This is a genomic window from Psychrobacter sp. KH172YL61, from assembly GCF_007182895.1.
In the GTDB taxonomy this organism is placed as follows: domain Bacteria; phylum Pseudomonadota; class Gammaproteobacteria; order Pseudomonadales; family Moraxellaceae; genus Psychrobacter; species Psychrobacter pacificensis.
Window position 1 is genome coordinate 1,045,722 of sequence record NZ_AP019516.1, and the last position, 24,908, is coordinate 1,070,629.

Sequence of the window (24,908 nt, forward strand, 5' to 3'; positions counted from 1 at the left end):
TGTGTTTTAACAACTGTATTAACGATAGCGTGTAGCAATAGTGGTTAGCGGCGGTTTTATATCACCGTATGGCTAAATTAGCAGCCAAGTTTGCCTTCCGCTTCTAATGCTTTTTTTGCTGCGGATAGGTGCTGGGCAATCTTCGCCATAGTACTGACGATCGGCAAAGTAGCTTGAGCGTACCATTGGGCCTGCCCAAATGCTAAAGAAGCCAATCTTTTGCCGTAGTCCATATAGCGTTGGAACTCGTCTGGATGGACATAACGGTCAACAGGTGCATGGTTCTTACTAGGCTGTAGATACTGACCAATCGTGATCATATCGACATCATGCGCTTTTAGATCATCAAGTAGCGCATAGACCTCTTCTTCGGTCTCGCCGAGGCCAACCATAAAGCCGCATTTGGTCGCGATATCAGGACGGCGCTCTTTATAAATCTTGAGCAAGTCGAGTGAATGCTGATAGTCAGAACCTGGACGGAAGGCTTTGTATAGACGTGGCACGGTTTCAATATTGTGGTTAAACACATCTGGCGCAGTCTCTGTCAGTAAGTCTAACGCAATATCCATACGACCACGGAAATCGGGTACTAGGATTTCAATTAAGCAGTTTGGGCTAAGCGCTCTTGACTCGTTTAGCACTTCTACAAAATGTCCAGCACCGCCATCTTTTAGATCATCGCGATCAACAGACGTAATCACCGCATATTTAAGACCCAAGCCTTGAATGGTCTCAGCAGTGTGGCGCGGCTCATCTTTATCAAGCTCGTTCGGGCGACCATGACCGACATCACAGAACGGACAGCGGCGAGTACAGATATCACCCATAATCATAAAGGTGGCGGTGCCGTCACCAAAGCACTGCGCAAGATTCGGGCAAGCGGCTTCTTCACAAACAGTATAGAGCTTTTGTTCGCGTAGTTTGGCTTTGATACGCGCCACCTCGGCAGGTGAGGACATTTTTACTCGAATCCAATCCGGCTTTTTCTTCGCTTCGACTGTCGGGATGACTTTAATCGGGATGCGGGCGACTTTATCGTAGCCACGCAGCTTTTCACCTTGAATGGCTTTTTTGGGTTTTACTCTTGGCGCAGGAATATGGGTTTGTACGGCAGTAGTCATAATCAATGATCTCTTAACCCCTTTATAGTATAAGGGTTTATGGAATTATCAGCATGCTTTATAGGTGTCTTTATTATAACAGATATTGCGCTCAGGGTTTATTATTCAACCCCTTTGTGCTATGGCTTTTTGTTTAAGTTGTCAATATCTATACCCATCTCATTAAACACTTCGATAGCCGCGCGAAACGCTTCTTGCGTGGCAGGTGCGCCGCAGTATGGTAGGCTATGCATCAAGACCTCTCGAATCTCGGCGACGCTAGCGCCATTGTTGATGGCACCTCGGATATGTCCTTTTAACTCATTTGGGCTTTTTTGCGCAATTAAAAAGGCAATGGTAATCAGTGAGCGATATTTGCGTGGTAGTACTGACTCATCTTGCCATGTGCTGCCCCACGCGTGCTCTATAATCCAGTCTTGCAGCGGCTGAGTAAATCCAGTCGCCGCATCGAGTGAGCGTTTTACATGTGCTTCACCCATCACTTCTGTGCGGACTTTTAGACCTGCCTGATAGTTGGCATTACTATCATTCATATTGCATCCTCCCTAATCCTGTTATAAAAATCTATAATCGTCATATGGTGTCTGCGCACTCATAAAGCAAGTTTTTATCAATCAGTGCAGGTACGTAAATACGAGCGATTATAAGGTGTGCAATCATATTATTGATGGGACTATTTTTATAATAAATGTTGGATATGGCCTTACTATGAGCCTTTTGAAGGCTCAGCCATTAACATTTAGAGCGTTTTAAGCTATGATTGCACGGATAATTATTTTCTATAGTATATAGACGCAGGCGGTCATGCTGACTACCCACGTAATGTGCTAAATCCCAACTGACGAGGACGACTATTGTGTTAGAAGCTTATCGTAAACATGTCGAAGAACGTGCTGAGCTAGGAACGGTTCCGCTACCATTGAACGAAAAACAAGTAGCAGAGTTGGTTGAATTACTAAAGAACCCGCCAGCGGGCGAAGAAGCATTTTTGATGAACTTGCTAGAAAACCGTATCCCTGCTGGTGTAGACCAAGCAGCCTACGTCAAAGCGGCATTTTTGGCAGCTATCTTAAAAGGTGAGACGTCATCACCATTGATCAGCAAGCAAAAAGCGGTTGAAATCCTAGGTACGATGCAAGGTGGCTACAATGTACAGCCATTGGTTGCGGCACTAGATGACAGCGAAGTCGCACAAGACGCTGCTGAAGCATTAAAGAAAACTTTGCTCGTATTTGACGCGTTCAATGACGTGACTGAAAAAGCCGAAGCGGGCAACACCATTGCTAAAGAAGTCGTTCAATCTTGGGCTGACGCAGAATGGTTCTTGAATCGCCCTGAAGTACCAAAGAAAACCACTTACACGACGTTCAAAGTCACTGGCGAGACCAACACGGATGACTTGTCACCAGCGCAAGACGCATGGAGCCGTCCTGATATCCCACTGCATTCATTAGCCATGCACAAAAACTCTCGTGACGGCATTACTGCTGACGAAGAGGGCGTGCGTGGTCCAATGAAACTTATTGATGAGCTAAAAGAAAAAGGCCACCCACTTGCGTACGTTGGTGACGTTGTCGGTACCGGCTCTAGCCGTAAGTCTGCGACCAACTCAGTGCTATGGCTGATGGGTGAAGACATTCCTAACGTGCCAAACAAACGTGGTGGCGGTCTAGTACTAGGTAACAACATCGCACCGATCTTCTTTAATACGATGGAAGATTCTGGCGCCTTGCCAATCGAAAAAGTAGCTGTCGATAAGCTAAACATGGGCGATGTGTTTGACATCTATCCACATGACGGCAAAATCACCAAGCATGACTCTGATGAAGTGCTATCAACGTTTACGCTAAGCTCGCCAACATTGCTTGATGAAGTGCGTGCTGGTGGCCGTATTCCATTGATCGTTGGTCGTGGTTTGACCAACCGTGCGCGTGAATACATGGGTCTTGGTCACTCAGACGTGTTTGCGAAACCTGAAGAGCCAGCCGATACGGGTAAAGGCTTTACGCTAGCGCAGAAAATGGTTGGTAAAGCGTGTGGCCTAGAAGGCGTACGTCCAGGTATGTACTGTGAGCCTAAGATGACTACGGTCGGCTCTCAGGATACGACTGGCCCAATGACACGTGACGAGCTAAAAGACTTGGCATGTTTGGGTTTCCAAGCGGATCTCGTGATGCAGTCATTCTGTCATACTGCGGCTTATCCAAAACCAGTTGACGTTGAGACTCAGCACACACTACCTGACTTTATCATGAACCGTGGTGGCGTCAGCTTACGTCCAGGTGATGGTATCATTCACTCATGGTTGAACCGTATGCTACTGCCAGATACCGTTGGTACTGGTGGTGACTCACATACTCGTTTCCCAATGGGTATCTCGTTCCCAGCAGGTTCTGGTCTGGTTGCTTTCGCAGCGGCAACTGGTGTGATGCCACTAGATATGCCCGAATCTGTTCGTGTTCGTTTCGTTGGTGAGCGTCAGCCTGGTATTACCTTGCGTGACCTCGTCCATGCGATTCCTTATCAAGCGATCAAAGAAGGTTACTTGACGGTTGATAAGAAAAGTAAAATCAACGAGTTCAACGGCCGTATCCTTGAAATCGAAGGTCTAGAAGATTTGACCGCTGAGCAGGCGTTCGAGCTGTCTGATGCGTCTGCGGAGCGTAGTGCGGCTGGCTGTACCATCACGCTATCTGAAGAATCGGTAACTGAGTACCTAAACTCAAACATCACGCTACTTAAGTGGATGATTTCAGAAGGCTATGGCGATGCGCGTACCATCAGCCGCCGTATCGAAGCCATGCAAGAGTGGCTTGCGAACCCAAGCCTCATGCGTGCGGATGATGATGCTGAATATGCTATCGACATCACTATCGATATGAGCGAGATCAAAGAGCCTATCCTTTGCTGCCCGAACGATCCAGATGATGCCAAGACCTTGGCAGACGTGGCTGGTGATACCATTGATGAAGTATTCATTGGTTCGTGCATGACCAACATCGGTCACTTCCGTGCCGCTGGTAAATTGCTACAAGACGTACCAGCAGGTAGCCTCAAGACGCGTCTATGGATTGCACCGCCTACTAAGATGGATGCACGCCAGTTGATGGAAGAAGGTTATTACAACGTCTACGCACAAGCCGGCGCTCGTACTGAAATGCCAGGTTGTTCACTATGTATGGGTAACCAAGCACGTATCGCACCGAAATCGACTGCGGTATCAACATCAACGCGTAACTTCCCGAACCGTCTGGGTCAAGGCGCTAACGTATACCTAGCATCTGCAGAGCTTGCCGCAGTTGCCGCGGTACTTGGTAAATTGCCGACTAACGATGAGTATCAGCAGTATGCTGGCATGCTCAACAGCATGGGTGATGAAGTCTATCAATACATGAACTTCGACCGTATGGAAGAGTACACTGAAGAAGCGGATAAAATTAACGTTGCTCAGTTGACCTAATTTTGGTTAAAAATTGAGTTAGCCGTTTTAGTAAACAAAAACCCCGTATCGTCATGATGCGGGGTTTTTGTTATGAAGGCACCAGCTGATTTCTCTCACTATCTTCTGTATAATATAAGGGCAGGCGGAAACCGTGGCTCTGCACTTCGCTTACCTCTTTTTTATCTTTTCTATCTCGGGACGGACCGATACTTTGATATGCACTTTTTGTTTAAATACAGGTGCTTTGGAGTTTTGGTTGATGATTACATTATCACCGTTTAGACGTCGTATTGTCTACGTAACTGTGTTCGAGATTGTCGCAATTATCTCCTCTACCTTTGTATTGATGAAGCTGAGCAATAGCAAGGCGTCAGAATCATTGCCCGTTGCGATGATGGTCTCTCTAGCAGCCGTTATTTGGAACTTTCTATATAATACTGCTTTTGAAGCATGGGAGCGTCGCAGGCATATTGCGTGTCGTACGTTATGGATACGTAGTGCTCATGCGTTTGGTTTTGAAGGTGGGCTGGTGTTGATCTGCTTGCCACTATATATGGTTTGGTATCACGTTGGCTTGCTCCAAGCGTTTATGATGGAAGCTGCCTTGCTAGTGTTTTTCTTAATTTATAATTTCGTATTCACCTTTATTTTTGACAAGATATTTACCTTACCGTATCACTATAAGTCAGTATCTGCTTCTTAACCGCAGACATAAACGAAAAGAGGGCTACCATATTGGCAGCCCTTTTTTTTGATACTATAAATAGCGAGTTATTTGGTTATGAATAAATTTAGCCGTCAAATCAACCCGCTTACTACTCAATCATTTACCTTGATAAACTGGTTTGCGCTTTTCAATAAAGGCGCTGACGCCTTCGATAAAGTCATCGGTTTTTGCCATCATGGTCTGCTGCTCCACTTCCATATCTAATGCTTCGTTCAAACCCATAAACGCGTGCACATTGAACATATGTTTCATAGAGGCTAGGGCTTTACCTGGCAGCTGGCTCAATCTTAGAGCCAATGCTTGAACGGTGGCGTCTAGCTCTTCTGCACTAACCACTTGATTGACCAGATTTAAGCGTGCCATATCTTCTGCTTTTAGCTTATCACCCAGCATCACAAGCTCAGTGGCTTTTGCTGTACCAACCAATTGATTCAATAAATAAATACCGCCTGCATCTGGCACTAAACCAATATTGACAAAGGCTTGGACAAACTTTGCATTATCCGCTGCGATACGAAAATCACAGGTAAGCGCTAAGTTCATGCCAGCCCCTGCTACGGCACCTTCTAATTTGGCAATGATTGGTTTATGGACATTACGTAGCTTTAAGCTGACTTCGCCTGCGCCTTCTACCATGCCCTTTAGTTTGTTTGAAACAATGTCCTTGTCCAATCCTTCAGATAACATCTCTTTGATATCGCCGCCACTTGAAAAATTACCACCAGCGCCTTGCAAGATAATGACTCGTACTTGATCATCAGCCGCTGCTTTATCTAGCGCTATTAACACGTTGTTTTTTAGTGGCGTGCCAAACGCATTTAAGCTTTTTGGATCGTTAAACGTAATGGTGGCAATGTGATTATTCACTTGATAATCAACGATAGACTGTGACATTTGAGATTTCCTTATTTTCAGTGACTGTGTTAAGCAGCGATTTTTGGTACCCGTATAAAAAGACAGCGGGACAAATTGATGGTAATAAATAACGCAATGCTGATTACTATAGCAGCTTGCGCGCATTATAAAAGCAGGTTTTGTGGGCGCTTAAGACACATCTACATGGCGGTTGGCTCTTTGAGTTGCTCGTATAAACTGCCATGCCTGTATGAACAAAAAGAGTGTATGAATAAGATACAGATAATACGCATGGTTCATAAAAAGGTGAGTTCCTGACTTATTAATAGATTATGCTACTATGCAGGTAGCGCGTTAGGTCATGCGCAGCCCAACTGATTAATCAAAGTTTTCACCAAACAAGGAAGTGATTATGCCAACGATAAAAGTCAACGATGTCGATATCTATTATGAAGACAGCGCGCCCAATGACACGCAAAAACCCGTTATCGTGTTTGCCCATGGTCTGCTGTGGAGCTCGCAGATGTATGACAAGCAAGTAGAGTATTTTCAAACCGATTATCGCTGCATTGCGTTTGATTTTCGAGGGCAGGGTCAGTCACAGATTACCAAATCTGGCTATGATATGGAGACATTGACTGAGGATACACTTGGCCTAATTGACGCACTCGCTATTGCTAAATGTCATTTTGTTGGGTTATCCATGGGCGGGTTTGTCGCTCAACGTATTGCGCTTAAGCGACCGGATTTGCTGTTATCACTCGCGCTACTTGAGACATCAGCTGATCCTGAAGACCCAAAAAACATTCCTGAGTACCGCAAACTGGTCAAAGCCATTCGTTGGCTAGGGGATGAAGCGTGTGAGCAAAAAAGTCATGCCCATTATGTTTGGCAGTACTTTTTTGGCCGACAAGCTGCGCAAATCTGATCGCAAACAGTGGCTGACGATGCTACAAAGTAATCGTAAGGGTGGTGTCGTTAAGGCGACAATGGGGGTCATCGATCGCACTGGCACTTATGAGCAACTGGGTGATATCACGACACCGACACTTATTGTCGTGGGTGATGAAGATGCCGCAACGCCTTACGCAAAGTCTGAGCGTATGCATTTTGCTATCGCTGGGTCGAAGCTTGCTATTATTAAAGGCGCTGGCCATACGTCGACAGTGGAAGAGCCTGATCAAGTGAACCGAGTGCTCAGTCAGTTTTTGACAAGCTGTGTGTAATGCTAAGCTGCTGAGGCAAATTCGCATAAAGTCAGACTGTTTTGGCAGTAGGTTATAACAATTCATAGAAAAGCCGCTACCAGTCATTGATAGCGGCTTTTTTTTATCCCTATTATGCTCAATACTGACGATTACATCCGTGAGCTATATTGGCTGTGGCCATCATCGATAGTGCCAAATGCTTCTGCACGATTGACGATTTCGGTTGCCCATGCCCGGTGGGTCGCAGGTTCTAGCATGGTATTGTTGTACTTAAATACGGCCTTGGCCTCACTATGTAGAATCGCTTGTGCTTCATCCAATGTACTTAGCGGCACACAGTAGGCTTGCTGCACCAGTGCAATTTGGCTTGGGTGAATGACCGTTTTACCGACCAGTCCCAAACTGACATCATGATTTAGCTCCTGCATAAAAAGGGGTTGGCTGATCTAAATACTCAAATACAGGTGCGGTGAGATAAAAACCATGCGGTACAAAGCAGCCAAGCAGCTGATAGGCAAGGGGTGCCGATAGGCGTATCATAGACAATGCTATTCTTTGGACGACGCAGGCGCAATGCGGCAAATAAGTCATTACCCCCGATACGTAGCGCAAATACTGGCTGACTAAACGCTTCTTTAAAGGCAATCGCCAGCTCTTGATTATGATGCGGATTGAATAATGCAGCCGTTTCGAGCGTCGGCATCAGCAGATGATCAGCATTGAGGTTCTGACAGGCCATGCGCCAATTGGATAAGCTATACATATCGACTTTTGGCATGACAAAACCATCAATGAGATCAATATGCGCATAATCAGCCAATTGCTGTAGCATCATTGGGCTACGCGGACGTATAAAAACCAGTGGACGCGTTGGGTGCTGTGCGTGAATAGCAGCGGCTCGGGATGGATCATTGATGCTATTGACATGCTCAGCCCACGTACCCAGCAGCGTGCGCAAACGCTCAAGCGCCAACTCCACATCCCTCATGACTGACGGCATCTTCTAAACAGATAATAATACTATTGATCGTTGGTAGCTTGTCGCGCTTAATCACTTGCCAGATGTCTTGGCGAGTGGCAGGCATATAGAGGCTCGCCCCTAGTTGGTAGGGATGGTGCGTGTGCGGTCTGACCATCGCATGACGCTCAGTAATCAGATGCGCATAAGACAGGGTATCATAGGACTGAGTGTCAAGGTAAGTCGCTGACTCGTTGTTTGTTATATCTGACATAGTTGGCATCATAAATAGAGTGTAAAGGGCAAGCGTTCAATCGCGCTAGTGGTGCTCAAGCCAAAAGCATTAACTGTCTTTGGCTCGTTGCTTGATAAGGGTGATGGCTTGATAAGGGTGTATTTTATCACCTAATACCTCAATAGTGATGCCTCGCTGCGCACATAAATGACGCAGTAGTGCGGTATCGGGATGCGCCGCGGTCGCGAGCAATATACGCTCTGGATCGCGGCGTAGTATCGCGCGCGTCGCCTCGGCGATAGTCGGCTTAATACGGTTGCGATTGGTAATGTCATAGTCCGTGGCGAGCGCATCTATTAATGCTGCCGTCTGGTAGCGCGGCTGCTGATAGGTTGGCAAATGCTCTGGCAGCATAGTCAATGAGCGTCTGGCTGCATCAACATGATCGATAAATGCCAAACTATGATCTGCGTCTATCAAATCCTCATAAAAGACACTGCGGTGTAGACCAGATGACGGCTCGGTGTATAAGCTGCGTGAAATCAGTCCTGATACGGTACTATTTAACAAACCCGATGGAATTAACCAATCTTCCGCGCTCGCGGCGAGCCAAGCAACGCCCGCCGGATCGGCAAGGGTCAGTAGTGGAATGACATCAGCACCTTGATGAAAAATATTGGCAAAGCTGGTGTGAATGGGATCGCTAAATGTCTCTAAGCTACGAGCAAGCTCCTTATAAATCGCGCCTTTACCTGTCCAGCCATCGACAAATACAATCGGACTGTTTGGGTAAGCGTCAAGCAGCATTTGCAGCGCCACAGGATCTAGCCCGCGATCACGAATGATACTGATGCCATAATGTATACTTGGCAAATGATAGCTGCTATCTGTGTCAGATAACGCACGCTGCAATAGCACACCAATCGGTAGACCTGCCCGTACCAAGCTAATCAAGACTAGCGGATGCTCGTCACTGACATCATGACAAAAGACATGATGTAGGGTATGCGCTAAGCGTGCGATATCAGTTGCGGCTCTCTTGCCACCTTGCGCTAGTGCCTGTTGGTATAGCTCTTCATGCATCGCGGTAGGCGCTTGCTCCAAGGTCAACATATCAGAGTAGTGACGTTGCCCACTTTGAATGAGTGCCTCTTTTTGACTGACGGGCACATCAGCAACAGCGTCTTTATCGACGATATCGAGCAGTACGGTCACATCACTGGCAAGGTAGCTACCTGAGCCGTAATTGTTTAGATTGGCTCTGTTGGTCTGTATGTTAGGTAAAGTCATAGTATGAATAATAGCACTCGTGATGATAAAAGAGAGGTTCTGTGTCTGCTTTTTGGCTGATTTTCTGGGCTGATGTTCTAGCCCAAATAATTAGACAGATGGCTAAGGCTGATACTGCTCATGCATCTGACCGCGGCTTGGCATACCGTACCAGTCAAGCAGCTGCAAAAAGGCAAGTCTGCCAAGCTATCACCAAAACCAAAACTGGGACGCTGATGGTCTAAATGATTGTCTAATAAAAACTGTACAGCATGGCGCTTGTGTACCGCGTGCGGTAATATCGCTAGATTGTTGGCATTCACATGCACATAAAAATCTTGCTCAAAATCGCGTATTAACGTGGGCAGTTTTTGGCCAGTTCAACTAATGCTTGATGGTCTTTTTGCGCGTGTTTGATCGCTAGATAAATCGTTAATTCTTCATTTACAGACCCATTATTAAAGCTATCGACATGCGGCGTAAATACCAAATGACTCTGCTCACTTTTGCTATGACTAGCAAACAGCTCGCTTAGTTGGTTTAACTTATCTTGCAACGGTGCAAGCTTGCTATGCATATGTTGCTGCCACGCGCTTAGTAACTGCCCATCAGCCGTTAAAATAATGGCGCCATGGGTCAATACTTACCAACTGTCGAATGGCAGTTTCACGCGTTTGATCTCACTGCGGTCACGTGCTGTTACTACGATTAATTCAGTGCTATTGAGTAGCCAATTAAAAAAAAGTCGCTTGGCGCTGACTCATAAAGCTTAGTGGCTCATTTTGCTTATTGACCGTCGCACAAACCAAGTGTTCTGGCTCTGCAGTCGGGACTTGCCAAGCATCAATCTTGCGCTGGGTTTGAAAAAGTGTATCGTCCAAATCCATTAAGGCATAGGGTTTGATAATATCGGCGCTGGGCTTGAAAAATGGGATAGTCATGACGTCGTCCATAAACAGTTAGTATGAAAGTTAAAGAATGGTTTAAATTGTCGGACTTACCACCAACACATTATTCAAACCGCGCCACATCGCATCGACGCTATCAGCAGCTGTCTCCACACACAACACAATCAAGTCCCACTCGTCAGGGTCAACATTATAAGCAAAGTTGGTCATGCCAAGCCCATAATTATCATGAAAGCTCAGCATCGTAGTAATGGCGCCGCCAAGCGCAATCGGTGAGCGAGTTAATGCACTAAATTTCACGATAGCATTTGTGTCAGCTTTGAGGGTTTTGAGATGTTGTCTCAAGCCATTCCGCCAACAAAAACGGCAACCAAACAAACTCATTGCTACCCAACACCAATATTTTTTTGGGCAATTGAGTGACATCAAAGCTGTCTTGATTATGGAAGCTTGCAAATGCAGCCTGAAAGCTCGAAAGATAGTTATTAAAGCCATCTGTGCTATTTAATGTGGGAAAACGTCCCCAGTTACCTGTAAATCCAAGCGCTTGACTACCAGCGGCAGTGGTATCAACCGATGGCATGGTGATAGGCTCTGGGTTGGGCGCGTCTGTCCATTGCCATGCGCCTGACAGTAAGTGATGGCGATGAAACTCAATACCAGTTAAGCGATCTGCCATACGCGCAGGCATAATATCATCTGTCTGCTGGTTTGTATTTTCTTGATCCAATGACCAATCAACCAAAGTCGTTAGATGTACTTGCTCTAGCTGAGTGAGCCCTGCATCACGTAAGGCCGTGACGACATTGACACAAGTATTGCCTGTTGATGCTTCATCATCGACCATAATCAGCGTTTTGCTAGCGAGTAGCTGCTCTTGCGTGACGCTATCTGTACTTTGATAAATTAAATGCTGGCTGGCATGACTATGATCTTCATTAAACGTTGTTAATAACGCTTCGGAGTTATTGTCACTATGCTGCGTGTGACGCGTAGAGTTTAGCAATAACGCATTTGGATAACGTGTTTGTAGTGCTTGATGCACGCCAGCGGATAGACCCACTGCTGTCTCTGCCATACCAATAACTAAAATTGGCTTGGGCAAATCGCTAGGAACTAAATTGGCTAAATCAGTAAACGCATCTCGCATCGTGCTGGGTGCCACGGGGATATGACGGCCCAATACTTTGGATACAAACAAAAACGCCCGTTTTGGATTAATACGCTGAGCAAAACCAAGCAGATCTTCTAATTGATAACTGTCGTTTTGTTTCAGGCTATTTTTGTTAGCCATTGAGTTGGTCTGATAGGTCAGATCAAGGGTGCCGCGAGGTAGGGTGATGCTGCGTTTATAGGTTTTGTTAGAAGTTATATCTTGATTTGTATCATTCATTATTTCTTGTTGTCCTATGTATTATCAGATTTTGTTTGTTGCTAGTGTTTACTTAGCTTTATGACGTACATAGAGCGTAGAGTTTACCGTTTTGGTTTCAAATATTCCGATATTTCTAATCATGCTAGAGAGTCTGGCATAACCGTAATTTTTAGGATCGAAATTTGGGTGGTGTGTTTTTATGGCGTTGCCAATCAAACCGAAATTCACCCAGCGCTCGTGGTCGGCTTTCGGGTGATCGATAATGGAAGCACGCAGACTATTTAATAATTTTGTATCACATTTTAGGCGACTCTCATTCCATGTTGACGTGACATTGCCGTTTGGTGCTACACTGGACATTGGCAATGTACCATTTTTAGTTTAATAGAAATGACTTTTGTTCACAGTACGGATGTCATATAACGCCATTGCTATAATTAATTCTGAAAACTTTGCATAGCCATATCTATCTAACTTGATATTTGTATGGTGTTGTTTAATCTGGCTGGCAAGATAAGATAAATTTGACCAGCCTTTGGCAGAATTTGGGTCTTCTTTTATCAGCTTGTTTAATATGCTAATAAGATGTGTCTGCTTTTGAAGTGCTTTGGTTGTCCATTTTTCGGGTGATGTTTTGGATTCGGCGACAGGCAGCAATGGTTTTGTCTTAGTATCAAAGCTAGGCGTGTCTTTGTGCTCGCTAATGGGCAGTGCTTTTGGTAAAGGTACTAGATCCTCCACGTAGTAAAAACTGTCACAGGCTTGTGTGAATGCTTTAACGGTCTGCTTTTTACCGAAACCAAAGACTTTGATACCATTTTTTCGTATGCGTAACGCCAAAGCAGTGAAGTCACTATCACTAGATACTAAGCAAAAACCGTCATAATGACCACTATGTAATAAGTCCATAGCTTCAATAACTAGACCAATATCAGTCGTATTTTTACCTTTAGCATAGGCGAAATGTTGTATTGGGTCGATAGCGTGTTTTAAGAGTGCTTCTTGCCAACCTTGAATATGTACATTGCCCCAGTCACCATAGACTTTTTTGCAAGTAACATTACCGATACTCTCTATCTTACGTAAAATATAATTAATGTTATTAGCTGAAGCATTATCGGCATCGATAAGAACGGCTATGTTGTTGAGTTTCATTGATATAACAGTCCTTGATTAATACCGTTTTTCTTTTGATCTTATCATTGTAGTATGTCGTTAACCCTGACAGCCTACCAGCCATAATGCACTGCGACTTTGCTTGCTCAGTTGCGGCGTGGTCAGAAGCGTGGCGCTTGACGAATCAGCCTTACTCTCCAAACTGATCCCAGCGCTCGCAATTAAGGCAGATAATAACTGAAATTTCACCGCATAGTTCATGTTTTGGGCGTGTTCATGAACGAGACTGGCAGTCACCATGCCGATGACCTCACCGGTTGGTAGTAGTAAAGGACTACCACTAGAGCCAGGCTGAATGGGTGCGGTAAACTGAAGATAACGAATATCATCGTTTAAGCCCGTTAGCCCTGAGATACAGCCTTGTGTGACTTGTAGTTGACTGCTTAGCCCTGATAATGGAAATCCTAATGTAGTAATGGTCTCACCCAATATGTCACTGCATTGCTGTGCCAATGGTATATTGGGCAGGGGGTCACTGACTCTGATAATAGCGGAGTCGCTACCGATATCACTGAGCACGACTTGTGCCTCGCGATCAGGCTGACCTTGCTGGCGTATGCCAATCATTTGAGCGGACTCAATCACATGATAGCAGGTGAGCAAGTGGTGCGGATCAATGGCAAACGCCGTCCCTGTCCATGTCTCACCTGCCTGCACGTGACGAGGCGGACGCATTTCATTGTGAGGGCAGGCTTGCTGTTGCTGTGCTGCTTGGATACGTGCATGTGTGTTGGGTGGACGAACATCAAGACTGACTTGTACTCGCTGCTCAAGACTCGTCAAACCTTGGGTCGAAGCTTCGTCAAGCGCCCGACATTTAAACTGTCCATTCCGCTGATATATCTCTAGTATAATCGCAGCTTTGACGTGGCGTTCGCGCGCTGTAAAGTCGTAGCGAAGTGCGCCATCATTCAGTGTTAAGCAAACATTGCTTAGCTCAACCGCAGGCAAGTTCAGGCTAGGCTCATCGTAAGCATAAGCAATCAGCTGTAAAAAATGCACACCTTGTTGCTCAAACAATTTGGGTAGATTAAGCTGCCATTTGCTTGGGTTATTGGCATCATCTATCGTTGCCCAGTCTTTGGGCTCATGTAAATAAGCAGGGCTACAAACAGCCTGACGATTGGCATCTAATGGCAACCAAAGTAGCCCAAGCTGCTGTCCAAACTTAAGCGGAGAAGTGCTAGAAAATGCGACCGAGCAGCGCACGTCTGCGATAACAGCATTAGCGCCTAACACGAGTGTGGTCTGTGCTGTCATCGTCTACCTTTTATTGGATATATACTCGGTTGTCAGTCGTTCTTTATGTTGCCTGCTTATTTTTACTTATTCAGCAGTATCTTCAATTTTTACGCCTACCATAATGGAGCGTACTTGACAGGGCGTTATTTGCTGTATGATATCAGTCAATTGTGGCTTATCGGTCAAGCCAAGCCAATAGCCAAATCCGACCTGTGTCAAATCCACATCGCTATGCGTTGTGTAACCAATACCACCAGACGGGCGGCTATTGATCTCAAGCACACGGTGCTGACCGTCATCATCAGCTTTGGTCTGCACACTGACGATACCGTCACAGCCAAAGGCTTTAATCAATGGAATCACCACATCCATGACGGATTGCTCATAGCCAATATGCTGGATTTTGCCGGTTTTATAACGCGTGACGGCGGCCAAGACCTCACCGTATTCGCAGACCACATCGATAGAGTATTCCTGCCCTGATAGATAAGGCATAAGCAGCATAGGAATAGGGCGCTCACGTACCATTAGACTGTTGGTATACGCATTGATAAACTGCGCGGTATTGATTTTTTTCTCTTCGGTAAAGTACAAATGCTCAAAACTATCGTAGTGTTCATCAGGTTCTTTACCTGAGTCCAAGCGCCAAAATCCTTGAGCAAAAATACCAACAACTGGTTTGACACATAGGGGCTGATGACCGTGTTCGGCAAGTAATGCTTCCAGCTCTGTCACATTATCAAAGCGCCAAGCATCAGCGACAGGGATATTGTGTTGGTGACACTGCTGCATAAAGGCAAACTTATCTTCGATCGACTCTAGTGCTGCTACGCTGGTTGCGCCTGTAAGCAAACGAATACCAGCGGCATCAAACGCCTCACGATGCGCTTCATAATCGACCCCATTGCGCCCCGTTAATAATACTTTGACGTTGTGCTCTTTGGCGTGTTCCAAGACGAATTGCCAGCGAGGTATAACAGGCTCAGTTGTCTCTTGTGCCTCATCCTCTATGGCTGCTTTTTCTGGATATGGTTCGCGATAGACCCTATCAGCAAATTCAAAAATCTCAGGTCGGTTATGACGGTGTGAGGCAATAATATTAAAAGGGGTGCTAGATTTGCTTTTTTAAGTTCTGTAAGCTCTCTAACATATCGCGCTGGCTGGATTGACCCTCAGCTAACCAAGCAGCTATTGATGTGGAGTGGACGCTATCGTTAGCAAGGTTAGTCATAATTCTCTCAGCGTTATTATCATATGTAGGGAGTTGGATGAGTGGATACGGTTATTGAAAACTGGCGGCAGTATAGTCAAAATTTGATCATTCAGCAGCATATATTATATACAAATGGCACAGGTTATAAATGCCCCTGATGAAATAGGCAAAAGGATTTGTAAGAGTGATCTTGTAGCTAGTAGCGCGGTTGGTCGGTTTAAAATGTTCATAATATTCATGCTACTATATGACGATAGTGAGCATGCCAATGACAACAACGACAACATAATAAAGAATCTAAAGGACGTATGATGAATCAACCTCAGCAACTGATCGCAGGTGCCAATGCACCATTACCAACTGATAATATTAGTGTCCGCATCTTAAGCCAAAACGCCATTGATTGCGCCGCTTATCGTCTGACGACTGATGGCAAAGTACGCGGCGATGGTGACATGATATTTTATGGTCAGAAACGTAGCGATGATGGCAATGTTAGTTTTCGTGGTCACGACAGTGACGGATTTTTTGATATCAATTTGCCCGCGCAGCCTGCGAGTATTGAAAAAATCGCTTTGGCATTCTCTAGCGAGCAAACGCTGGCACAAGTCGGCGATGTCGATATTCAGGTACTACAAGGCAGTCAGGTATTGATGACTTGTCAGCTGAGCAGTGCTGGGCGTAATGAAAAAGCCATTATTTTGGCGGAGTGTTATCGCAGACAAGGCAACTGGAAGTTTCGCTTTATCGCGCAAGGATTTAATGGCGGCCTAAAACCGTTGTCGGAGCACTTTGGCGTTGAGATTGCTGATGATGCGCCAGCACCCCAAAATACAACGCAAAATCAGGCTCAGCTGATTAATACGCAAAAAGCAGACAATACCTCTCAAGCGAGTACTCCGCCACCGATTCCTGCGACCCCGTCGGTCAACCTAAACAAAATCACTTTAACCAAAAATCAGTCCAGCATCAATCTGAAAAAGCGCGATGATTTTGGCAAAATCTCAGTGAACTTAGACTGGAACCAACGTCCAGAGAGTAATAAGTCAGCACCCAAGGAAGGCCTATTGGGTGATCTGTTCAAACAGCATCAATCAAGCGGTATAGATCTAGATGTTGGCGCGATGATTCATCTAAAAAACGGCGAAAAAACCCTGATTCAAGCACTGGGTAATCGCTTTGGTAGCCTGCAATCAGCGCCTTATGTATGCCTGCGAGCCGATGATAGAACGGGGCAGGTGAGTGGCGGTGAGTGGCTTGATATCAATGGTAAGCAGTGGTCACAGATTGAGGAGGTATTTATCTTTGCCTTTATTTATGAGGGCGCGCCAAACTGGGAAAAAACCGATGGCGTCGTGACCATTCATGTACCCGATCAGTCACCGATTGAGACCCGTTTAACAGAAGGGGCTAGTAACTTGCCGATGTGTGCCATCGCGCGTTTGGTCAATCAGCAAGGCAGTATCAATGTCGAGCGTATCAATCAGTATTTTAAAGGGCATCAGGAAATGGATAAGGCCTTTAACTGGGGGTTTAGCTGGAAGCGTGGTCGTAAATAACAGCGTTAATAATACTTTTTTATAGTGAATTCAGTATAAAAACGATACAGCGGGACTGGGATAAATTTTTCGCAGCATCGAGCAGCGTAGGTACAGCACGCAAGGAAAATTTAGACCAGTTCCACCTTAATATATAATGTATCTGTTTTATTTAGGATTGACTATAGTGTAAAAGCCCATTGATAAAAGAGCGGCCCATCTATTGATAGATGGGCCGCTCTTTTGAAATAAATTATTCAACTGGATTAGTAATACTCCAGTTAAAGGCTCAACTCAGTTATGCGTGCGGCGTAATTGCAGGCATTAAATCATGGAAAGTGCGACCAGACGCAGTCTCGCCAATAGCGTGCATTTTCCATTCATTGTTATGCCGATAGACTTTTGCCATCACCATAGCAGTATGTCCACCTTGTGCCGATAAGTTGTAGCGAGCTACTTCGCTGTTGTTATTGGCATTAACGATACGGCAAAACGCGTTTTCTACCGTCTCAAACGTCTGGCCGGTAAAGCTATTGACCGTAAACACTAATGAAGTCACGTTGGCTGGGACTCTTGAGAGATCAACGTCGATGACTTCATCATCGCCATCGCCGTCGCCAGTACGGTTGTCGCCTGTATGGACGATACTGCCATCTTTTGATTTAAGCTGACTGAACCAGATAGCATCGACCGCTTGTTTGTTTGCGTCAAACATAATGCACGAAGCATCCAAATCGATAGAATCGCCGCCGCTACCACCGCCGAATAATTTACCTAAAAAGCCACCTTTTTTGTCTTGTGGATTTTGAGCGACATCCCAACCTAGACCTAATTTGACTTGAGTCAGCTCGCCGCCTGCTTCTTTGCTTAGGGAGATTTTCTGTCCCTTTGTAGACTAACTGCCATGTGAGTATCCTTATAATAATTGTGAGTAAAACTGCTTAAACATAGTTCTAAAAAACGCTATAAGATATTATCTAAAAAACCACCGCCGCCGCCGCGACCGCCTGAGCTCGTTCCTAAGACACTCTGCAGCCAACCTTGATAGCTGTCGCGATTGCGCGAGCAAATAATGACTTTACCGCTTCCTGAAAAGTTCAGAACCATACCTTCGCCACTGGTGACGGAATTGATGATATTGCTCATGATGCCTTTTTTCTTGCTGGTCGAGACAGACAGCTTATAGTCGAGGTTCGAATCCCAGCAAACCACATGACCATTATCAATAATGACATCTTTGTCTGGGGTGACCTCAATCTCAAACAATGAGCCAAAACCAGATACCACAACCTGACCTTTTCCTTGCGTCTGCATGACCATAAAGCCACCATTATCACCGAATACCGCGCCGCCTAGATTACGCTGAATATTGGCTCTGATATCAACGCCAGTTTGCGCCGCGACAAAAGCACCATCACTCAAGGTATATTGCTGTGATCCCACCTCGATGATTTGCATATCGCCATCTAGTGTGGGGGCAAGCAAACAGTCGCCTTCGCCATGGACTGCTTCAATCTGCTGTTGAAATAACGATTCATCATTGGCAAAGCGGCGCATAAGCGATTGCATCAGTCCACCTTGTAGCTTACCTTTTAGCTCAAGGTTAGACTCCATCATTACCATTGCATTGGCTTCACAATAAATTGAATCACCTTTTTGAGATTACAATGCAAAAAAGGCTCAATAGTACCGATTAAACTGAATGTTGCGGCCATGGGGTGCAAATCCTTATTCTAATATCTTTGATAGGTGCTCTTAATGTGGGGGGATAGACCTATGTGTTTTAGCGTTTTTATATTGATGAGCCTATTAAATTTAAAGCCATCAAATGCGTTAAAAGGGCACACTTGATGGCTCATAGGCGTTGCTATCAGAAAACTGATAGCAACGCTTGGCTCGCTAGATATTTACGTCAATTTAACGTTACACGTTTACGCCGTAAGACGCTGCTAATGGTCCAAGACCACCGCTGAAACCTTGACCGACGGCACGGAATTTCCAATCGCCGCTGTGGCGATATAGCTCACCAAAGATCATAGCTGTTTCAGTGCTGCCATCTTCTGATAGGTCGTAACGGGCGATTTCAGATTGACCATTATCGTTTACAACACGGATATAAGCATCGCCAACTTGACCGAAGTTTTGGTTACGTGCTTGGCCTTCATAGATGATGGCACAAATGGCAACTTTGTTTACATCAGCTGGGATGCTCGCAAGATTTATTTTGATTTTTTCGTCATCGCCATCGCCTTCGCCAGTACGGTTATCACCAGTGTGCTCAACGGCGCCATTGTCTGACTTTAGATTATTAAAAAGATAAAATCTTGATCGTTACGGACTTTGCCTGCTTCGTTGATTAAGAAGGCAATAGCGTCCAAGTCAAACTCTTGACCGTCAGTTGCGCGTGGATCCCAGCCTAAACCAACTGTGATGTTGGTTAAACCTGGTGCTTCTTTTGATAAGTTTACGTTGCCGCCTTTTGTTAAGCTAATAGCCATACAAATACCCTTTGGATTAATAATTAAGTGGATTGGGTCGAAAAAATAAATTAAAGGTTGTGCAGTGACTGATGTGAAAGGACAACTGGTAAAGAACCTAGTTGTATACCACGTCCTGCATATCATTACGTTTTACTATACTAAGCGTTTGCTCACTAAGCAAGGCGTATTTTGTGCGCTTACTATATGCTTACTAAGCGACATAATAACCCTGCATTTTTGATACTTTTTAATCATCTTAGCAATAGTGGTTAACGTATTGTTATGCAAAGGTAAATTATTTAATGACTGTTTCCTTTGGATTAAGCCATAGAATGAAGAGAAACCTACCCTAGGTTGCAAAGACATAACCAAAAAGCGGGTCGTACCAGATATGTTGGTACGACCCGCTATACTATGACAACTCAATAAAATTTAAACGTAATATTGTACTGAATAATCCATTAATAAAAGTATTTAGATAAAGGTTTTATTCGGCAAAAACCGACCAGCCTGTTTGCCTGCCATTATAACGCAAAAAAGCAGGCCATATCTGATGATACGACCTGCTCAAAGCTATACAGCATCATGCGAACAACAGGTGCTAATTAAGCCTTGCTGCTTCCGCTTTACGATGTTTCAGCGACGCCCATAATGCAAAACCAATAAAGGCAATACCGATAAGACCAGTAATAATTTCTGGTACATGGAACTTCACTGACAACAGCATAATGATGGCTAAGGCACCGATGGCGTAATGTGCGCCATGCTCAAGATAAATAAACTCATCAAGCGTGCCTTTGTCTACCAAGAAGATAGTCATCGAACGTACGAACATCGCACCAATGGCAAGACCAAGCATGATAACAATGACATCATTGGTAATGGCAAATGCGCCAATCACACCATCGAAACTGAATGAAGCATCGAGGATTTCTAAGTATAAGAAACCAATGATACCGCCTTTCATGATAGCGCTGGTTGCGGCTGCGCCACTTCCTTCGTTTTCTAAGTCTTCTTCGAGATCACCTTCTAGCATACCAGAGACAACCTGTACACCAAGGTATACTAGAATGCCCCAAACGCCAGCAATGAGCACAGCACTTGACTGCTCTGCACTGGCCCATGATACCGCAATCATTAAGACGATAAGCGCAACAAATACGCTCATCGCATCGACTTTGCCTAGCTTGACCAAACGGCTCTCAAGCCAGTCAAACCAATGGACATCTTTGTCATCAAAAATAAAGTTCAAGAAAACCAATAGTAAGAAAATACCACCAAAGGCTGAGATTTCAGCATGGTGCGCCATCAATCTGGCTGAGTATTCTTGAGGGATTGTTCAAGGCCAAATCGATCACTTGCATCATACCAAGGTCAGCGGTAACCGCAACGATGACAATAGGGAAGACCAAGCGCATACCGAATACCGCAATTAAAATACCCACGGTTAAAAATATCTTTTCCAAAATTCGTCCCAGCCCTTAAGGACTGAAGCGTTGACCACCGCGTTATCAAAAGATAACGAAATCTCCATGACGGCCAAAATAGCGGTAATCGATAGCGTGGTTATCATCCCACCCATACCGCCATGTGAATATCCCCACCATGCCGCTATTGCTAAGGCAATGATTGTGAAGATAATATCTAAATAAAAATGTCTCATGACACATCCTATCTGGTTGCGTAAAGCTGGTCTATTATAGACACAAGCCGCAAAAAAGTGGTTATTGCTAACCACTTTTTATGCATAATTTTAAACGAAACGTAAAGCATTACTAGTCATTGGGGCATTAAAAATTGTGACTATTTGCAACGATGCTCGCTTGATATCTTGGACGTGATAATCGGAATGGCTGATAGCCCAAATGCCAATAAAAATAAGGCTCTAGATATCAACGCCGTACTGATGACACATCGCCTGTAAGCCACCTGAATAACCTTGACCTACCGCGCGGAACTTCCATTCACCGTTATGGCGATATACTTCACCGAATACCATGGCTGTCTCAACAGAGTAATCTTCTGCTAGATCAAAACGTACCACTTCAGTACCGGTTTCTTCGTTAACAACGCGGATAAAGGCATTGGCTACCTGACCGAAGTTTTGGTTGCGAGTAGCAGCGTCATGGATAGTCACCGTCACGACTACTTTATCAACGTCAGCAGGTACTTGGGTTAAGTTTACTTTGATAACTTCATCATCACCATCGCCTTCGCCAGTACGGTTGTCACCTGTGTGCTCGACCGCGCCATTATCAGATTTCAGCTGATTATAGAAGATAAAATCATGGTCGCCGCGCACTTTACCTGCACCATTTAGCAAAAATACGCTGGCATCAAGATCGAACTCAGCACCAGAGGTGGCGCGCTCATCCCAGCCTAGACCGATTAGTAGCTTGGTCAAATTTGGATCAGTTTTCGTTAGCGATAAGTTACCGCCTTTGTTAAGTGATAGAGCCATAGTGTTATCCTTATTATTAGACGTTAGAGATTTAATGACATAAAAGGCGATGCTTACGCTATCACTGCGCAAATCCATCGCCTAGTAATGCTCTATCATAACAACAAAAATGACCCAATCAAAGCCGATTGGGTCATGGTTATATTTTATATACATTGGGCAAAAAACTTAAGTTTCAGGCAGTTACGTTACTCATTATAGCTACCTTGTTCATGGCATTTGCCAGTATAGCAGCATTGCTCACTCATAAATGCTTATCTATAGACTCTGACGATGACGAATCTCAAAGCTTTGATGAATAGGTTTTTGATATTAAAATCAAAGCCGATCGTCTTTTGGGTGATATGAATAATATCGTAGCGCTCGACTAACTGCTCATCTAGCTCAAAGCGAGTGAAGTTATTAGAAAAATACAAGACGCCATCAGAGGTTAAGCGGTTCATGGCCCGATTGATCAGAGCTGCATGATCACGCTGCACATCAAAGGTGCCTTGGAACTTCTTCGAGTTTGAGAACGTCGGTGGATCAATAAAGATAATATCAAACTGCTCGGTATTGTCCTTGATCCACTCAAAAATATCGGCAGCAACGAACTGATATTTATTGCGGCTGACGTCTAGACCGTTCAAGGCAAAGTTTTGTTTGCCCCAATCTAGGTAGTTCTGTGACAAATCAACGCTCGTGACTTTTTTGGCACCAGCAAGCGCTGCATGCACACTGGCGGTACAAGTATAAGCAAACAGGTTAAGTACAGATTTGCCGTGGCTGTTGCTTTTGATCCGTGCGCGCATATTACGGTGATCAATGAAAAGCCCCGTATCGAGATAGTCGGTAAAGTTGACATAAAAATACGCCCCATCTTCGCGGGCGACATGAAACTTGCCGCGTTTTTCTGTGGTGCTCTGTTTACTATACTGATCATTGCCAGACTGACGGGCACGCGTTTTGATAAAGATTTGCTCACGGTTAATATCAAACACTTCACGGATACCCATCAGTGCGAGATTAAAGCGTTTTTGGCTGTTTCAGGTGGAATAGTCTTAGGCGGTGCATACTCTTGCACGTGGGCATAATCGCCGTATAAATCGATAGCAACCTTAAAGTCAGGCAAGTCGGCATCGTAGACACGAATGTTACTGACATTGTCTTTTTGGCCAGTTTTTTGAGTTTGCTTAGATTTTTTTGTAGACGATTAATAAAGTCTTGTCCGTCTTCTACGTCGATCTCACGCTTTTCAAAACGGCTGACAAGATTGCCTGTCTGTCCAGCGATAAGCGTTCCGTAGCGGAAATAGACGGTGATCGCGCCATTATGACAGCGTAACGTTTTTGGTTCTTTAATCGGTAGGATATCTACTTGCTCGACACGAGCGGCCAATATGCCAAGCATTGGATCGATACCGCTGCCAGCGAAGCTGTCTTGTATAATCAGGCCAATGGTTTGATACAGTGGCTTAATCATTTCTTCATCACCCAAACGCTCACCATAAGGCGGGTTGGTAATGATTAAAGGATTACTCAAGCGACCGTCATCCACGAGCGGTTTTAGGGCGCTACCAAGTTGATCAAGCGCACGCTGTTCGATGTCTAGTAGCGGAAGCAAATCTTGAAGTCCTGCCGCGATGAGGGTTTTTTCGGTTGCGATAATCGCGCCATTATCAGCATCAAAACCCAACACAAGCGGCAGCGTATCTGGTTGCTCATTGGCAATCTCTAATGCTTCGCGAAAACGTGTCTGTGCATCCTCAATCATCTCCTGCCATAGCGTCTCGTCATGATGCTGCCACTCATAGAAGCCAAATTGATTGGCCGCTTTGTCGATACCTACAGCATAATCACAGTGCATGAGTAGAGCTTCGATAAGGAAGGTACCAGAGCCACACATTGGGTCTATTAACGCATTATAGTAAGGTGCATCGCCTGCTTCGTTTTTCTTGTGCCAACCAGCGCTATAGAGTAGGGCAGCTGCCAAGTTTTCTTTTAATGGGGCTTCTGTCATAGCCACGCGATAACCACGGCGATGCAAACTGGTCCCTGATAAATCTAAATACAGCTCGGCCTGTTTGTCATTGACGGTCGCAAAGATAGAAAAATCTGGGTTTTTGCTATCGACATTCGGACGGCTGTCGTACACTTCGTTGAAGGTGTCCGCAATGGCGTCTTTGACCCGTAACATGGCAAACTGCTGGCTGACGGCAACGCGCTTATCGACAGACAGACGGATGGCAAAGGTTTGCTCTAAGCTAAACTGCTCAGTCCAATTGACGGATTTTGCCAAACCATATAGCTGCTCTGCAATATCGTATTCTGCATTGATGTTTTTGCGTTTGATGAGCATCAATACCCGCGAAGCCACACGTGACCAAAGGCAGATGGTATACAAGTCGCGTAAATCACCCGTGACGGCAAGACGACCAGTACTCTTGATTTCGCTATCAATACCGAAACTTGTCAGCTCAGTCTGCAGCGGTGCCTCAAGCCCATCGGCACAAGTAATGATAAGATCAAGCGACAATGTGGAAGAGGTGCAGCTGCGGTTTGTTCGGTCATACGGGTACCTGTGGGCTAAATTGACAAAAGAGGCAAATAATAAAATAGATGTTTTAACCAGTAATTTTACCATAATTCACGGTAGGATGGTTCAAAGTGGCTATGTTTAAGGTGCGATAGGTTTAAGGTGCGATAACTAGATCTCTTGCAA

The 24,908-nt window shown here is 45.0% G+C and carries 20 protein-coding genes and 6 pseudogenes; 5 read left to right on the top strand and 21 right to left on the bottom strand.

Features of this window, described 5'->3' with window-relative positions:
• Positions 1–77: 77 nt before the first annotated feature.
• Both lipA and PKHYL_RS05530 read right to left on the bottom strand, forming a co-directional pair.
• Positions 78–1,121, bottom strand: a pseudogene (gene lipA / locus PKHYL_RS05525) (lipoyl synthase).
• Between the two features lie 119 nt (positions 1,122–1,240).
• Positions 1,241–1,654 (bottom strand): carboxymuconolactone decarboxylase family protein, encoded by a 414-nt coding sequence (locus PKHYL_RS05530; RefSeq protein WP_058025284.1) that lies wholly within the window; start codon positions 1,652–1,654, stop codon positions 1,241–1,243.
• Between the two features lie 323 nt (positions 1,655–1,977).
• On the opposite strand from PKHYL_RS05530, the gene acnB reads away from it, so the two are divergent.
• Both acnB and PKHYL_RS05540 read left to right on the top strand, forming a co-directional pair.
• Positions 1,978–4,581, top strand: a complete 2,604-nt coding sequence (gene acnB / locus PKHYL_RS05535; protein ID WP_071001922.1) for a bifunctional aconitate hydratase 2/2-methylisocitrate dehydratase — start codon at positions 1,978–1,980, stop codon at positions 4,579–4,581.
• Positions 4,582–4,822: 241 nt separating this feature from the next.
• Entirely contained in the window at positions 4,823–5,266 is a 444-nt protein-coding gene (locus tag PKHYL_RS05540) for a PACE efflux transporter (RefSeq protein WP_083328840.1), read from the top strand.
• Between the two features lie 120 nt (positions 5,267–5,386).
• Here the strand turns inward: PKHYL_RS05540 and PKHYL_RS05545 are convergent, their stop codons facing one another.
• The gene (locus PKHYL_RS05545) at positions 5,387–6,184 is read right to left on the bottom strand and encodes an enoyl-CoA hydratase/isomerase family protein (RefSeq protein ID WP_071001921.1); all 798 of its coding nucleotides are present in this window, start codon (positions 6,182–6,184) and stop codon (positions 5,387–5,389) included.
• Positions 6,185–6,557: 373 nt separating this feature from the next.
• Between PKHYL_RS05545 and PKHYL_RS05550 the strand changes: the two genes are divergently transcribed.
• Together PKHYL_RS05550 and PKHYL_RS05555 are read left to right on the top strand one after the other, a co-directional pair.
• The gene (locus PKHYL_RS05550) at positions 6,558–7,073 is read left to right on the top strand and encodes an alpha/beta fold hydrolase (protein WP_240366180.1); all 516 of its coding nucleotides are present in this window, start codon (positions 6,558–6,560) and stop codon (positions 7,071–7,073) included.
• Positions 7,048–7,371 (top strand): alpha/beta fold hydrolase, encoded by a 324-nt coding sequence (locus PKHYL_RS05555; RefSeq protein WP_240366181.1) that lies wholly within the window; start codon positions 7,048–7,050, stop codon positions 7,369–7,371. Before PKHYL_RS05550 ends, PKHYL_RS05555 begins: the two co-directional genes overlap by 26 nt.
• Positions 7,372–7,502: 131 nt before the next feature.
• Here PKHYL_RS05555 and PKHYL_RS18010 read toward each other — a convergent pair whose 3' ends face one another.
• The 12 genes and pseudogenes from PKHYL_RS18010 to PKHYL_RS05600 all read right to left on the bottom strand — a co-directional run bounded on the left by PKHYL_RS18010 (position 7,503) and on the right by PKHYL_RS05600 (position 15,470).
• Positions 7,503–7,781 carry an HpcH/HpaI aldolase/citrate lyase family protein gene (locus PKHYL_RS18010; RefSeq protein WP_332835932.1) on the bottom strand — a complete coding sequence of 93 codons (279 nt, stop codon included), beginning with the start codon at positions 7,779–7,781 and terminating at the stop codon, positions 7,503–7,505.
• Positions 7,782–7,807: 26 nt separating this feature from the next.
• Positions 7,808–8,341: an HpcH/HpaI aldolase/citrate lyase family protein gene (locus PKHYL_RS18015; protein WP_332835933.1), complete on the bottom strand. Its 534-nt coding sequence runs from the start codon at positions 8,339–8,341 to the stop codon at positions 7,808–7,810.
• On the bottom strand, positions 8,316–8,585 hold the full coding sequence (locus PKHYL_RS18020; RefSeq protein WP_332835934.1) for an HpcH/HpaI aldolase/citrate lyase family protein: 270 nt from the start codon (positions 8,583–8,585) through the stop codon (positions 8,316–8,318). The genes PKHYL_RS18015 and PKHYL_RS18020 overlap by 26 nt, the downstream gene beginning before the upstream one ends.
• A gap of 69 nt (positions 8,586–8,654) precedes the next feature.
• The gene (locus tag PKHYL_RS05565; protein ID WP_240366182.1) at positions 8,655–9,836 is read right to left on the bottom strand and encodes a cysteine protease StiP domain-containing protein; all 1,182 of its coding nucleotides are present in this window, start codon (positions 9,834–9,836) and stop codon (positions 8,655–8,657) included.
• 77 nt (positions 9,837–9,913) lie between these two features.
• Positions 9,914–10,144 (bottom strand): hypothetical protein, encoded by a 231-nt coding sequence (locus tag PKHYL_RS18025; RefSeq protein WP_332835935.1) that lies wholly within the window; start codon positions 10,142–10,144, stop codon positions 9,914–9,916.
• A 26-nt stretch (positions 10,145–10,170) separates the two neighbouring features.
• A complete protein-coding gene (locus PKHYL_RS18030; RefSeq protein ID WP_332835936.1) occupies positions 10,171–10,455 on the bottom strand; it encodes a hypothetical protein in 285 nt (94 codons plus the stop codon).
• Positions 10,456–10,549: 94 nt separating this feature from the next.
• Entirely contained in the window at positions 10,550–10,756 is a 207-nt protein-coding gene (locus PKHYL_RS18035) for a hypothetical protein (RefSeq protein WP_332835937.1), read from the bottom strand.
• Between the two features lie 42 nt (positions 10,757–10,798).
• Positions 10,799–12,116: pseudogene (locus PKHYL_RS05580) on the bottom strand (phosphoribosyltransferase domain-containing protein).
• A 48-nt stretch (positions 12,117–12,164) separates the two neighbouring features.
• The gene (locus PKHYL_RS05585) at positions 12,165–12,458 is read right to left on the bottom strand and encodes an OST-HTH/LOTUS domain-containing protein (protein ID WP_240366185.1); all 294 of its coding nucleotides are present in this window, start codon (positions 12,456–12,458) and stop codon (positions 12,165–12,167) included.
• Positions 12,459–12,479: 21 nt separating this feature from the next.
• Positions 12,480–13,253: an NYN domain-containing protein gene (locus tag PKHYL_RS05590; protein ID WP_240366186.1), complete on the bottom strand. Its 774-nt coding sequence runs from the start codon at positions 13,251–13,253 to the stop codon at positions 12,480–12,482.
• A 60-nt stretch (positions 13,254–13,313) separates the two neighbouring features.
• On the bottom strand, positions 13,314–14,534 hold the full coding sequence (locus PKHYL_RS05595; protein ID WP_240366187.1) for a S1C family serine protease: 1,221 nt from the start codon (positions 14,532–14,534) through the stop codon (positions 13,314–13,316).
• A gap of 66 nt (positions 14,535–14,600) precedes the next feature.
• Positions 14,601–15,470 (bottom strand): ATP-grasp domain-containing protein, encoded by an 870-nt coding sequence (locus tag PKHYL_RS05600; protein WP_332835938.1) that lies wholly within the window; start codon positions 15,468–15,470, stop codon positions 14,601–14,603.
• 570 nt (positions 15,471–16,040) lie between these two features.
• On the opposite strand from PKHYL_RS05600, the gene PKHYL_RS05605 reads away from it, so the two are divergent.
• Positions 16,041–17,288 carry a TerD family protein gene (locus tag PKHYL_RS05605; RefSeq protein ID WP_071001912.1) on the top strand — a complete coding sequence of 416 codons (1,248 nt, stop codon included), beginning with the start codon at positions 16,041–16,043 and terminating at the stop codon, positions 17,286–17,288.
• A 277-nt stretch (positions 17,289–17,565) separates the two neighbouring features.
• Here PKHYL_RS05605 and PKHYL_RS05610 read toward each other — a convergent pair whose 3' ends face one another.
• The 6 genes and pseudogenes from PKHYL_RS05610 to rlmKL all read right to left on the bottom strand — a co-directional run bounded on the left by PKHYL_RS05610 (position 17,566) and on the right by rlmKL (position 24,722).
• Positions 17,566–18,144: a TerD family protein gene (locus PKHYL_RS05610; protein WP_240366497.1), complete on the bottom strand. Its 579-nt coding sequence runs from the start codon at positions 18,142–18,144 to the stop codon at positions 17,566–17,568.
• 86 nt (positions 18,145–18,230) lie between these two features.
• Positions 18,231–18,982: pseudogene (locus tag PKHYL_RS05615) on the bottom strand (TIGR00266 family protein).
• A 208-nt stretch (positions 18,983–19,190) separates the two neighbouring features.
• A pseudogene (locus PKHYL_RS05620) lies at positions 19,191–19,765 on the bottom strand (TerD family protein).
• A gap of 583 nt (positions 19,766–20,348) precedes the next feature.
• Positions 20,349–21,410 (bottom strand): annotated as a pseudogene (locus PKHYL_RS05625) (DUF475 domain-containing protein).
• A gap of 222 nt (positions 21,411–21,632) precedes the next feature.
• Positions 21,633–22,208 (bottom strand): TerD family protein, encoded by a 576-nt coding sequence (locus tag PKHYL_RS05630; RefSeq protein WP_058024753.1) that lies wholly within the window; start codon positions 22,206–22,208, stop codon positions 21,633–21,635.
• A gap of 258 nt (positions 22,209–22,466) precedes the next feature.
• Positions 22,467–24,722, bottom strand: a pseudogene (rlmKL, locus tag PKHYL_RS05635) (bifunctional 23S rRNA (guanine(2069)-N(7))-methyltransferase RlmK/23S rRNA (guanine(2445)-N(2))-methyltransferase RlmL).
• Positions 24,723–24,908 lie beyond the last annotated feature (186 nt).